The organism is Williamsia sp. (assembly GCF_036566845.1).
Taxonomy (GTDB): Bacteria; Actinomycetota; Actinomycetes; order Mycobacteriales; family Mycobacteriaceae; genus Williamsia.
On sequence record NZ_DATCVM010000080.1, the window covers coordinates 14675 to 27475 of the forward strand.

Here is a 12801-nt window from a genome sequence, read left to right on the forward strand (position 1 = left end):
CGTGACTCGGTCGGCCGAGTCGCTGGCTACCATGGAGTTCGACCTGCGGGAATCTGTAGGTCGAATTTCGTGTGTAGTCGACCGGATCGAGGGAATTACCAGTGCTCAACAAGCTGCTGCGCGTCGGCGAAGGCCGGATGGTCAAACGCCTGGATGCAATCGCTACGCATGTGGAGACGCTCGACAAAGAGACCGAAGCCCTGTCAGACGAGCAACTCCGTGCGAAGACCGACGAGTTCAAGGAACGGTTGGCCGCCGGCGAGACCCTCGATGACCTGCTGCCCGAAGCCTTTGCCGTAGCCCGCGAAGCTGCTTGGCGGGTGCTCTCACAGAAACACTTCCACGTCCAGATCATGGGCGGTGCCGCGCTGCACTTCGGCAACATCGCCGAGATGAAGACCGGTGAGGGTAAAACCCTGACCTGTGTGCTGCCGGCCTACCTCAATGCGCTGGCCGGTGAGGGCGTCCACGTCGTCACCGTCAACGACTACCTGGCCAAGCGTGACTCCGAGTGGATGGGCCGCGTCCACCGGTTCCTGGGCCTGGACACCGCGGTGATCCTGACCGGCATGACGCCGGCCGCGCGTCGGGAGGCCTACGCCGCCGACATCACCTATGGCACCAACAACGAGTTCGGCTTCGACTACCTGCGCGACAACATGGCGCACTCGCTCGGCGATCTCGTCCAGCGCGGCCATACATTCGCGATCGTGGACGAGGTCGACTCGATCCTGATCGACGAGGCGCGGACCCCGCTGATCATTTCGGGCCCGGCCGATTCGTCGAGCAAGTGGTACGCCGAATTTGCCCGCATCGCACCGCTTTTGAAGAAGGACGTCCACTATGAGGTGGACATCCGCAAGCGCACCATCGGTGTGCACGAAGAGGGTGTCGAGTTCGTCGAGGACCAGCTGGGCATCGACAACCTGTACGAGGCCGCCAACTCGCCGCTGGTGAGCTACCTGAACAACGCGATCAAGGTCAAAGAACTCTTCGAGCGCGACAAGGACTACATCGTTCGCAACGGCGAAGTCCTCATCGTCGACGAGTTCACCGGCCGTGTGCTGGACGGTCGTCGCTTCAACGAGGGACTGCACCAGGCCATCGAGGCCAAGGAGCGGGTCGAGATCAAGGCCGAGAACCAGACCCTGGCCACCATCACCCTCCAGAACTACTTCCGCATGTACGAGAAGTTGTCGGGCATGACCGGTACGGCGCAGACCGAGGCCGCCGAACTCGACCAGATCTACAAGTTGGGTGTGCTGCCGATCCCGACGAACAAGCCGATGCTGCGCGCGGATCAGACCGACTTGATCTACAAGACAGAAGAGGCCAAGTTCGACGCCGTGGTCGACGACATCACCGAGCGGCATGAGAAGGGCCAGCCGGTCCTGATCGGTACCACCAGCGTGGAACGGTCGGAGTATCTGGCGCGTCAGCTCAAGAAGCGTGGCATCCCGCACAACGTGCTCAACGCGAAGTTCCATGAGCAGGAAGCCCAGATCATCGCAGAGGCCGGACGCAGTGGCGCGGTCACCGTCGCCACCAACATGGCAGGTCGCGGTACCGACGTCGTGCTGGGCGGTAACCCCGACATCCTCGCCGACATCCGTCTGCGCAAGGCCGGGCTGGACCCGGTGGAGACCCCGGACCAGTACGAGGCCGCCTGGGATGAGGTGATCGCCGCGGTGAAGGCCGAGGTTGCCGAAGACGCGGAGAAGGTCAAGGAGGCCGGCGGTCTGTACGTGCTGGGCACCGAGCGGCACGAATCGCGTCGTATCGACGACCAGTTGCGTGGCCGCTCGGGTCGACAGGGTGACCCCGGTGAGTCGCGGTTCTACCTGTCTCTCGGCGACGAGTTGATGCGGCGGTTCAACGGGGCCGCGCTCGAATCGATCATGAACCGGGTGAATCTGCCCGACGACGTCCCGATCGAGGCAAAGATGGTGACCAAGGCCATCCGCAGCGCGCAGACCCAGGTCGAGCAGCAGAACTTCGAGGTTCGCAAGAATGTCCTCAAGTACGACGAGGTGATGAACCAGCAGCGCAAGGTGATCTACGCCGAGCGCCGCACGATCCTCGAAGGTGAGGATCACAGCGAGCAGGTCAAGCGGATGATCGACGATGTCGTCGGCGCGTACGTCGAGGGCGCGACGTCGGAGGGTTACACCGAGGACTGGGATCTGGACCAGCTCTGGACGGCCATGAAGACGCTGTACCCGATCGAGCTCGACTACAAGGAGCTGTTCGAAGAGGACGAGTACGGAGAGCGCAAGGACATCGATGCCGAGGAACTGCGCGAGATCCTGGTGACCGACGCGCATGAGGCATATGAGAAGCGGGAATCCCAGATCGAGTCGATTGCCGGTGATACCGCCATGCGTCAGCTCGAACGGACGATCTTGCTGAGCGTGCTCGACCGGAAATGGCGTGACCACCTATACGAGATGGACTACCTGCGCGAAGGCATCCATCTGCGGTCGATGGCACAGCGTGACCCGGTCGTCGAGTACCAGCGCGAGGGTTTCGACATGTTCACGGGCATGCTCGAAGGCCTGAAAGAAGAATCGGTCGGGTTCCTGTACAACGTCAGTGTCGAGGCCACCCCGGCCCCGGCGCCGGCCCAGCCGGCCGCCGCGGCAGCGCCGCCTGCAAAGACTCCGGCCGCGCCGGCCGCGCTGCCCACCGAACAGCCCGCACCGGCCCGTTCGGCTGCACCGGCGGCGTTGCGGGCCAAGGGCATCGACGACGGTTCGGTCAACGCGGGTCTGACGTACAGCGGCCCGTCCGAGTCCGGCGGTACACAGGTCCGTAGGTCCGCTGCCTCCCCGGACGGACAGTCGGGTACCCGCAAGGAGCGGCGCGCCGCTGCTCGGGCCGGATCGAAGGGCGACGCCCCGAAGCCGCCGAAGACCCGCAAGAGGCGCTGACCTCCCCAACCGCGCTCGGAGAACCCGGATACCTCCGTTCTGCTTCCGAAAGGAACCAGGGACGGGCAGTACGCGTCGTACTGCTGGTATCCGGGTTTTCCGGTACCCGGACCGGCGTCGCCGGTCCTGCCGGACACGGCCCGGGGGGCGCCATGACAACAACGGATATCGCCGAGATCGGCTGTGGGGGAGGCGGTGCGGGCGGCTGTGCCGGGGCCGATGGTGCAGATCCTGGTGGGGGCCTGCGGATCAGCCGGGTGCCCAACAGCGAGCCGCCCCCGCTGGGTCTCGGGCCGTCGAGGCCGGCGCCGTCCGATACTGCTGTTCCGCAACGGGTTCCGGTGCCGCCACCCGATCTGGTCGATGTCGGATTGCGCAGGTTCGCCATCAGTGCCACAACGGTGTTGCTCGAGATGATGGGAGGCCGCCGGCCCGTGTCGCATCTGGGCGCTGTCGCGTTGCCGCACATCGTTGATCAGTTCCGGGTGCTGCTGGCGGCCGACGTCGCCAGGGGACCGGCCTGCACACTGCTGCGGTTGCACACCCAGCACCCGCGCCCGGACGTCGCCGAGATCACCGTGGTCTACAGCCGGGGTGGCAGGGTCCAGGCGATGGGTGCCCGTGTGGAGCGTCGCCTGATGCCCGTCCGCCCCGCCACGCCAGGGGGACGCAGACGCAGAGAGCCGCGGTGTGTCCTGGTGTCGGTGAGTGTTGGCTGATCGGCGACGCGCTGGACGTGCAGGTCAATGGTTGGCGGCACCCGGGCGGGTGCCCTCCCGGTTACGATTGGCGCTGTGAACCGGCTGTCGCCCCAGGATTCGATGTACTACTACCTCGATGACCGCGGCTCGACAACGCAGGTGGGTTCACTCCTGATCGTCGAACGTCGACCGGGAGGCCTGGACTACCAGGGCCTTTTGCGTACGGTCGAGAGTCGCCTCCAGCTGGTCCCGCGGTATCGCAAGAAGATCCGGGAGGTCACGCTCGGCCTGGCCCGCCCGGTCTGGGTGGACGATCGCGAGTTCGACATCACCTACCACGTTCGCCGCTCGGCGCTGCCGAGTCCGGGCGCCGACGACCAGCTCCACGACCTCGTCGCGCGGCTGATGTCGCGCCCGTTGGAACGCACCCGCCCGCTCTGGGAGATGTATCTCGTCGAGGGCCTGTCGGACGACCGGATGGCGATCCTGACAAAGACCCATCGAGCACTGGTCGATGGGTCCGAGGCCTTCGAGATCAATCAGATCATCGTCGACGACACCCGCGAGCCACCGTCGATGCCGGAGGATCTCTGGCTGCCCGATCGCGAGCCGGGCAGTGGGGAACTGGTGGTCGGCGCGATCACCGATGTCCTGACCAGACCGTGGGAGATGGTCGATCAGGTGCGCACGGCGTCCAACCAGCTCGCCTCGGTGGGACAGGCACTGTCCGGCGCGGTCCGCCGGGTGGAGTCGGTGATGAAGATGGCCACGACGACGGCCCCGTCGAGTCCGCTCAACGGTTCCACCGCCCCAACCCGTCGCTTCACGGTGGCATCTTGCTCGGCCGAGGACTGTGTGGACATCGCCGAGCGACACGGTTGCACCCCCAACGACGTGCTCCTGGCAGCGATCGCGGGAGCCATCCGTCGATGGTTGCTCTCGCGGTCCCAGGCCGTGGACCAGGTGGAAACCGTGCGTGTGATGGTTCCGTGTTCGGCCTACCCGGCGGGGCACGCCGAACCCGAGTTCGACACCGATCTCGATGCGCAGGGTGAGTCGTCGTCCGCATCGTGGATGGTTGGCGGGCTGCAGGGATTCGTCACCGATCTGCCGGTGGGGGAACCGAATCCGGCCGTGCGGCTGTCACAGGTGGCGCAACTGGCCGAGCGGCATTCGCATTCGAACAGGAACTGGTCGGCTGCGGTCGAACCGTGGATTCCGGAGATCGGCCCGGCCACGTTCCACGCGATGAGCGCGCGGGCGGCGGTGTCGTTGTCGCGGCGGTCGTTCAACGTGCCGGTCACCATCGCCCGCGGTCCGCGCGCCGCGCAATACCTGGGCGGCAACGAGATCCTGGCCATCTATCCGGTTCCGGTCCTGGTCCGCAAACGTGCGCTGGCGATCGGCATCACGTCGTACAACGGCCGGATCGGCTTCGGCTTCAATGCCGATCGCGGTGTGATGTGGGATCTCGGTGCGATGGCCGAATATCTCACCGACTCGTTCGAAGAACTGCTTCCACACCGGTGACACCCATCGGTGACATCTCCACAGCGTCACGCCCTCCGAGTCCACTGAGAAAAGGTCCGATGAGAATTTATCTACCCGCCACCCTGTCGATGCTGACAGCGCTCAGCACCGCCGGAGAGTTCCGGCCCGTCGGCGGTACGGCTTTTGCACTGACACCGGCGCTTCGGGAGTCGTACCTCGACGGTGACGACGAGGAACTGGCCGAAGCCGCGATTCGCGAGGCCGCCCGGGCCTCGCTGCGGCTGATGGCGGCCGAGGGCGACGGGGCCGATGAAGGGGCATCGTTGCCGGCACGCCGAGTGGTGATCGCCGCTGACGTCGACGAGGTGAAGCTGCGGCCGGATCTCGACGTCGCGGTGGTGAAGACCCCGGGGATGGTTACCCTCGCGGACGTCGCATCACTGCTGGTCGACGGCTCGGAAGCGGAGGACAAGGTCATCCGGGCGATGGAACTCGTCGACGCCGCGGACCTCGGCGACGAGGATGCCGAACTGGCGATCGGAGACGTCGAGGACTTCGACCTGGGCTGGTACGCCACCCAGGAACTTCCCTTCCTGCTCGAACTCCTCTGACACACTCCTCGAGCGCTGTGGCGGCGCACACTGGGGAGGTCGGGGCACCGCTGTTTCCGCTAACCTACGGTAGCGTAGGTTAGCGGCACATGGGCTGGCACGGCCGAACGCGGATCTCGACCGACATTGCTTTTCGACTGGAGGCACCTGATGGGTTTGCGTGAACGATTCGAGGAGCCGGTGCGCGATATCGCGAGCCGTAGCCGGGCGGTCAACATGGTCCGTGCCGCGGCATCGCGGGTCACGACGCCGCTGTTGCCCGACGACTACCTGCATCTTGCGAATCCGCTGTGGTCGGCGCGGGAACTGCGCGGCAAGATCGTGGAGGTGCGTCCCGAGACGGCCGACTCGGCGACGCTTGTGATCAAACCGGGCTGGGGTTTTTCATTCGACTACCACCCCGGGCAGTACATGGGAATCGGTGTTCTGGTCGAAGGCCGCTGGACATGGCGGTCGTATTCGTTGACGTCGGTGCCGCAGACCACCTCCGACACGCACGGCAAGGTTGTGTCGATCACGGTGAAGGCGATGGCCGAGGGGTTCCTGTCCGGCCACCTCGTCAACGGTTTGGCGCCCGGCACGGTGGTGCGGCTCGCCGCGCCGCAGGGGGAGTTCGTCCTTCCGGCGGAGCTGCCTGAGAAATTGCTGTTCGTCACGGCGGGCAGTGGCATCACGCCGATCATGTCGATGTTGCGGACGATGTCGTCACGCAAACAGCACACCGACGTCCATCTGATCCATTCGGTACCCACCGACAGCGACCTCATGTTCGGCGCCGAACTCGAGCAGTTCGAGGCCGACGGACTGTTGCGGGTCCATGTTCAGCGGACCCGGGCCCAGGGCAAGATCGACCCGGAAGGTCTGACCGCACTGTGCCCCGATTGGGCGCAACGTCAGACCTGGGCCTGTGGCCCGGCTCCCATGCTCGACTCGCTGACCCAGATGTGGACGCAGGCCGGATTGCGGGATCATCTCCACATCGAGCGCTTTGCGCTCGAACGCGGTGAGGTCGGTGCCGAGGGCGGCACGATCACGTTCTCGAAGACGGGGCGCGCCGCCACAGCTGATGGCGCGACCACGTTGATGTCCGCGGGTGAGGACGCCGGGGTGCAGATGCCGTTCGGTTGCCGGATGGGTATCTGCCAGAGCTGTGTGGTGATGCTCGACAAGGGTGTTGTCCGGGACTTGCGCAGTGGCGCGGAACACGTTGCCGGCGAACGCATTCAGACGTGTGTCAGTGTCGCGGCAGGGGACTGCACCCTGGAGGTCTGACCCGGATCGACGAAAAAGCGAGGCCCGGGTCGTCGACTCGGGCCCCGCTTTTCGGTTCAGAGATCTAGCGCGCGCTGCTCGAGCGCGACTGGCTGCGACGGGCGCCGCCCTGTGAGGAACCGCCACCGCTGTGTCCGGTGTATCCACCGCGGCTGCGACCACCTTCGGTGTGGCCGGCTGCGGCGCGGCCACCCTGCGAACGGGCGCTTTGTCCGCGACCACGGCCCTCGTAGGGCGCCGATCCGTCAGCGGTGGGGCGCGGGCGACGGCCGGTGCGGCTGCCCGGCGACTTCACCGAGCGGTTGGGAACCGAGGTCACGGCGGGCGGGGCAACCAGGTCGGCGGTTTCGCCGACGAGTGCCTTGAGCTCTGCCGAATCGGCGGTCACCCTGATCGGGGTCGCCTTGATGGCGGCCTTGCGCAGCAGTTGCGACATGTCGCGACGCTGCTCGGGGAGGGTCAGGGTGACGACGTCACCGGCGCTGCCGGCGCGCGCGGTACGACCCGAGCGGTGCAGGTACGCCTTGTGCTCGGCCGGCGGATCGACGTGGACAACGAGTTCGACGTCGTCGACGTGCACGCCGCGGGCCGCGACGTCGGTGGCGACGAGGACGCGTGCCTTGCCGCTGGAGAACGCGAGGAGGTTGCGGTCACGGGCACCCTGCGAGAGGTTGCCGTGCAGGTCGACGCTGGGGATGCCGGCGTCGGTGAGCTGCTTGGCCAGCTTGCGGGCCTGGTGCTTGGTGCGCATGAAGAGGATGCGACGGCCCTTGCCCGAGGCGAGCGCGAAGACGACACCCTTCTTGGAGTCGGCGCCGGAGACCTCGTAGATGTGGTGGGTCATCGCGGAGACGTGAGAGGTGGCCTCGTCGACCGAGTGCATGACGGGCTGGTTGAGGAAACGCTTGACCAGCTTGTCGACACCGTTGTCGAGGGTTGCCGAGAACAGCAGGCGCTGTCCGCCTTCAGGGGTGGCGGTCAGGATGCGGGTGACGCCGGGCAGGAAGCCGAGGTCGGCCATGTGGTCGGCCTCGTCGAGGATGGAGATCTCGACGCGGTCCAGACGCACCAGGCGCTGACGCATGAGGTCTTCGAGGCGACCGGGGCAGGCCACCACGATGTCGACGCCTGCGCGCAGTGCCGAGGCCTGGCGACCCTGGGGGACACCACCGAAGATGGTCGTCACGGTCAGGCCGAGTGCCTGGGCCAGCGGCTGAACGACGGCCGTGATCTGGGTGGCCAGCTCGCGGGTCGGAGCCAGGATCAGGCCGCGGGGGCGGCCGGCTCCGGCTGACGAACCGGACGCGAGGCGGGCGACGAGCGGAATCGAGAAGGCGAGCGTCTTGCCGCTGCCGGTCTTTCCGCGGCCCAGCACGTCCCGGCCGGAGAGGCTGTCGGGAAGGGTGTCGGCCTGGATGGGGAAGGGGGAGGTGATCCCGCTGGCGGTCAGGGACTTGACCAGGCTCGCGGGGACGCCGAGTTCGGCGAAAGTTGTTGTGGCAGGACTGGAAACAGGGGTCATCAAATAGATCACGTTTCTGGATTACGCGGCGTCTCGAGCACGATTCACCGCTGGTTGGCGCGACCGCCCTGATCTGTGGGCCGACACTGGGTCGACCACCGCAAACGGTGGGCAGTAACGATCGCCGTGTGAATAGCTCAGTGGGGTTGATCGACTCGCAACAGGTGGACTCGGGTCTCCCCGGAGGCCACGTCACGAGGAAGCAGTTCCACGACGGTTCCGCGCATCTTGCGCGAAGTACTCGACCAGCATAGCCCGGCGGGCCCGGTTTCCTCCCATCGAGCGGCAGGTGAGATCAGTCTCACCCTCCCCTGGACACCTCTCGGGACGTAACCTACGATTGCGTAAGTTACGTATCCGTAGGTTTGTCGCAACGCTGCGCTGACCTCGGATCGGTCCCCCTACGAGAGGTCGAAGCGGTGGCAATTACCGACATTCCGGAGTACGCACACCTGACGGACGCCGACGTCGAAGCGCTCGGTCACGAACTCGACGCCATCCGTCGCGACATCGAGAACGATCGTGGCGAACGCGATGCCAACTACATTCGCAACTCCATCCGCTTCCAGCGCGGACTGGAGCTTTCGGGACGGGCGCTGCTGTTCGGCGCCGGCAACCGCAAGATCTGGGCCCTGGGCGCGGGTGTGCTCGGTGTCTCCAAGATCGTGGAGAACATGGAGCTGGGCCACAACGTGATGCACGGCCAGTGGGATTGGATGAACGATCCCGAGGTCCACTCCACCGGATGGGAATGGGACAACACCGGCCCGTCCGCACACTGGAAGCACACGCACAACTACATCCACCACAAGTACACAAACGTGCTCGGCATGGATGACGATGTGGGCTACGGCCTGATCCGCGTCACCCGCGACCAGCGATGGAAGCCCTTCTATCTCGGCAACATCGCCTACAACACCCTGCTGATGCTGTTCTTCCAGTACGGCGTCGCCGTGCAGCACCTGGAGCTCGGGCGGGTGGCAGTGGGCCGGCATCCGAATCCGGAGGGCTTCAAACAGGACCTTCGCGACGTCGGCATGAAGGTCGGCAAGCAGGTCGGCAAGGACTATGTGGTGTACCCGGCGCTGGTCGGAGCCGTCACCCGGTCACGCAAGACCTGGCTGCGCGCGATGACCGCGACATTTGCCGCCAACACGATCCGCAACATCTGGACCAACGCGGTGATCTTCTGCGGACACTTCCCTGATGGGGCAGAGAAGTTCACCAAGCAGGATCTCGAAGGCGAATCACAGGCCCACTGGTACCTGCGCCAGATGCTGGGGAGTGCCAACTTCAACTCGGGCAAGACGCTGGCGTTCATGAGCGGCAACCTGAGCTATCAGATCGAGCACCACCTGTTCCCTGATCTGCCGTCCAACCGGTACGCAGAGATCGCCGTGCGCGTGCGCGCCCTGTGCGACAAGTACGACCTGCCCTACACAACTGGTCCGTTCCTCGTCCAGTACGCGAAGTCGTGGCGGACGATCGCGAAGCTGTCGTTGCCGAACAAGTACCTGAAGGGCACGGTCGACAACGCCCCCGAGACGGCGTCGGAACTGCGTTTCAAGTCCGACCCCGACCAACGTCTCACTGCGACAGTCGATCCGGCCACGGGCCGTCGCACCGGCCTGCGCAGCGCGATCGGCAGACTTCGTCGCAGGCGCTCACCGGTCGCGGCGCTCGCCGGGGCGCGGCAGTCCAAAGACGTGCGTGCTGCCTGACAAGGGTCGGCGCCCGGGCGCCGAACGCCGTACGCTGGACGTGAACGATGGCGGTCGGCCGTGGGCTCGGGCCGCATCGGCCCAGGGCGACGCCGGCAAGGGAGTTACACAGGCGCATGGCAATCACTGACATCAATGAATACACACATCTGACCGAGTCGGATGTGGAGGCGCTCGGTGCCGAGCTCGACGCCCTGCGGCGCGAGATCGAATCGGATCGTGGTGTTCGCGACGCAAGGTACTTGCGGCGTGCCATCATGGCCCAGCGGGTCTTGGAGGTCGGTGGCCGAATTGCGTTGTTGGGCAGCCGGAATCGACTTCTGTGGCTGACCGGGACGTCGTTGCTCTCCGCGGCGAAGATCATCGAGAACATGGAACTCGGCCACAACGTCATGCACGGCCAGTGGGATTGGATGAACGATCCCGAAGTCCACTCCACATCGTGGGAGTGGGACATGGTCTGCTACTCGGCGCACTGGAAGCACTCCCACAACTACATCCATCACAAGTACACCAATGTGCTCAACAAGGATCACGACATCGGGTACGGCCTCCTGCGGGTCACCCGCGACGAGCCGTGGCAGTGGAAGCACTCGGCCCAGCCGCTGGCGAACCTCTTCCTGGCCGCCACCTTCGAGTGGGGAATCGGGCTGCACGACCTCGAGCTCAAGGAGTTCTTCAAGGGAGAGAAGCCCAAGGAGATCGCGGTTCCGCAGATCAAGGACTTCTCCAAGAAGGTCGCCCGGCAGCTGGCCAAGGACTACGTGATCTTCCCGCTGCTGTCCGTCGGGTCGGCGCGAAGCACATTGGTTGCCAACCTCACCGCCAACTTCGTCCGCAACATCTGGGCGTACCTGGTCATCTTCTGTGGTCACTTCCCGGACGGTGCCGAGAAGTTCACCGAGGAGTCACTCGTCGACGAGACGTCTGGCCAGTGGTATCTGCGGCAGATGCTGGGCTCGGCGAACTTCGATGCCGGCCCGGCGATGGCATTCATGAGCGGCAACCTCTGCTACCAGATCGAACACCACCTGTTCCCTGACCTGCCGTCGAACCGGTATGCCGAGGTGGCGGTGCGGGTTCGGCAGCTCTGCGAGAAGTACGATCTGCCGTACACCACGGGTTCGCTGGGCCGCCAGTACTGGCAGACGTTCCGGACGATCAATAAGTTGTCGCTGCCGAACAGCATGCTCATCGCCAGTGCCGATGATGCCCCGGAAACCGCGTCAGAGAAGAAGTTTGCCGAGTTGCGGGCCGCGGCGGCCGAACGCGGTAAGCGGCTCGTGGCGGCGGGCGAAGGCAAGCGTGACGGATTGAAGACCGCGATTGCCGAGCTCAAGGCACGCCGGAAGGTATTGCGCGCCAGTTGATCCCGGAGCGGGACGCTCACCTAATCCCAGTGGTTTGCCACACTGAGTGCCGCGATGAGTTCGCGGACGGCCATCGCCCGGCGATGGTGTTGTCCGGTCAACGCGTCGAGCGCACACTCGGGATCTGCCGGCGGTCCGAGATGGGTGCACCCGCGTGGGCACTTCTCGATGGCCTCGCTCAGATCCTCGAACGCTCCGATGACGTCTTCGGGCCCGATGTGGGCCAGACCGAACGACCGGATGCCGGGTGTGTCGACCACCCATCCGCCGCCGGGCAGGGGCAGGACCACCGACTGGGTGGACGTGTGACGTCCCTTGCCCACCCCGGACACCACCGCGGTGGCCCGATAGGCATCGGGCACAAGACGATTCACCAGCGTCGACTTTCCGACGCCACTGTGGCCGATCAGCGCGGTGACCTTGCCAGCCAGTAGTTTCTGCGCCGGCTCCAGAGGATCGTCGCGCCCGGCCAGCAGGACCGGGAGGTCGAGATCGGAAAAGGCGGAACGGAACAACTCGGGATCCGCGAGATCACCCTTGGTGAGGCACAGAACCGGTTGGAGGCCACCGACATAGGCTGCGGCCAGCGCGCGTTCGACAAAACCGGTCCGCGGCGGGGGATCGGCCAGTGCGGTCACGATCAGGAGCTGATCGGCGTTCGCGACGACGATCCGCTCGTAGGGATCGGTGTCATCGGCGGTGCGACGCAACACTGTTCGCCGGGGAGCCACCCGCACGATCCGGGCCAGGGTGTCCGGTTTGCCGGACAGGTCGCCGACCACCGACACGTCGTCACCGACCACGATGGGGGTGCGGCCGAGTTCGCGGGCCCGCATACAGACAACCCGGACATCCTGGTCGTCTTCCAGTACGCAACCCCACCGGCCCCGGTCGACGGAGACCACCATCGCGGTGGCCGCGTCGTCGTGGGTGGGACGGGTTTTGGTGCGCGGCCGACTTCCCCGGCTCGGGCGTACCCGGACGTCGGATTCGTCGTACTGCCGCTTGCTCAAGCGCTGATCATCCTCGCCCACATACCCGGAAAGTCCGGCAGGGTCTTGGCGGTGGTCTCGACATCGTCGACGCTGACCCCATCGGTGACGAGCCCGATCAGGGCTCCCGCTGTGGCCATCCGATGATCGGCGTACGAATGCCAGGTGCCGCCGTGCAGCGGCGCCGGCTC

Annotated in this window: 9 protein-coding genes and 1 pseudogene; 7 read left to right on the forward strand and 3 right to left on the reverse strand. The window is 65.6% G+C overall.

What is annotated here, in order from left to right; genetic code table 11:
• The first annotated feature begins 101 nt into the window (after window positions 1-101).
• The 5 genes from secA (at window position 102) to VIQ49_RS06685 (ending at window position 7005) form a co-directional block, all read left to right on the forward strand.
• Window positions 102-2930, forward strand: coding sequence for a preprotein translocase subunit SecA (secA, locus tag VIQ49_RS06665; RefSeq protein ID WP_331882304.1), 2829 nt, complete (start codon window positions 102-104; stop codon window positions 2928-2930).
• 152 nt (window positions 2931-3082) lie between these two features.
• Complete coding sequence (locus VIQ49_RS06670; protein ID WP_331882307.1) at window positions 3083-3649, forward strand: Rv3235 family protein; 567 nt, start codon at window positions 3083-3085, stop codon at window positions 3647-3649.
• Between the two features lie 75 nt (window positions 3650-3724).
• Window positions 3725-5161: a wax ester/triacylglycerol synthase family O-acyltransferase gene (locus VIQ49_RS06675; RefSeq protein ID WP_331882309.1), complete on the forward strand. Its 1437-nt coding sequence runs from the start codon at window positions 3725-3727 to the stop codon at window positions 5159-5161.
• Between the two features lie 59 nt (window positions 5162-5220).
• Complete coding sequence (locus tag VIQ49_RS06680; RefSeq protein ID WP_331882311.1) at window positions 5221-5733, forward strand: DUF6912 family protein; 513 nt, start codon at window positions 5221-5223, stop codon at window positions 5731-5733.
• A 150-nt stretch (window positions 5734-5883) separates the two neighbouring features.
• Window positions 5884-7005 (forward strand): ferredoxin reductase, encoded by a 1122-nt coding sequence (locus tag VIQ49_RS06685; RefSeq protein WP_331882313.1) that lies wholly within the window; start codon window positions 5884-5886, stop codon window positions 7003-7005.
• Window positions 7006-7069: 64 nt separating this feature from the next.
• Here the strand turns inward: VIQ49_RS06685 and VIQ49_RS06690 are convergent, their stop codons facing one another.
• On the reverse strand, window positions 7070-8527 hold the full coding sequence (locus VIQ49_RS06690; protein ID WP_331882315.1) for a DEAD/DEAH box helicase: 1458 nt from the start codon (window positions 8525-8527) through the stop codon (window positions 7070-7072).
• Window positions 8528-8946: 419 nt separating this feature from the next.
• On the opposite strand from VIQ49_RS06690, the gene VIQ49_RS06695 reads away from it, so the two are divergent.
• Window positions 8947-10248 (forward strand): fatty acid desaturase, encoded by a 1302-nt coding sequence (locus tag VIQ49_RS06695; protein WP_331882318.1) that lies wholly within the window; start codon window positions 8947-8949, stop codon window positions 10246-10248.
• A 116-nt stretch (window positions 10249-10364) separates the two neighbouring features.
• Window positions 10365-11618, forward strand: a complete 1254-nt coding sequence (locus tag VIQ49_RS06700; RefSeq protein WP_331882320.1) for an acyl-CoA desaturase — start codon at window positions 10365-10367, stop codon at window positions 11616-11618.
• A gap of 20 nt (window positions 11619-11638) precedes the next feature.
• Here the strand turns inward: VIQ49_RS06700 and rsgA are convergent, their stop codons facing one another.
• Window positions 11639-12631 (reverse strand): ribosome small subunit-dependent GTPase A, encoded by a 993-nt coding sequence (gene rsgA / locus VIQ49_RS06705; RefSeq protein ID WP_331882322.1) that lies wholly within the window; start codon window positions 12629-12631, stop codon window positions 11639-11641.
• Window positions 12628-12801, reverse strand: a pseudogene (locus tag VIQ49_RS06710) (3-phosphoshikimate 1-carboxyvinyltransferase); the annotation flags it as partial. The pseudogene VIQ49_RS06710 and the gene rsgA, both read right to left, overlap by 4 nt.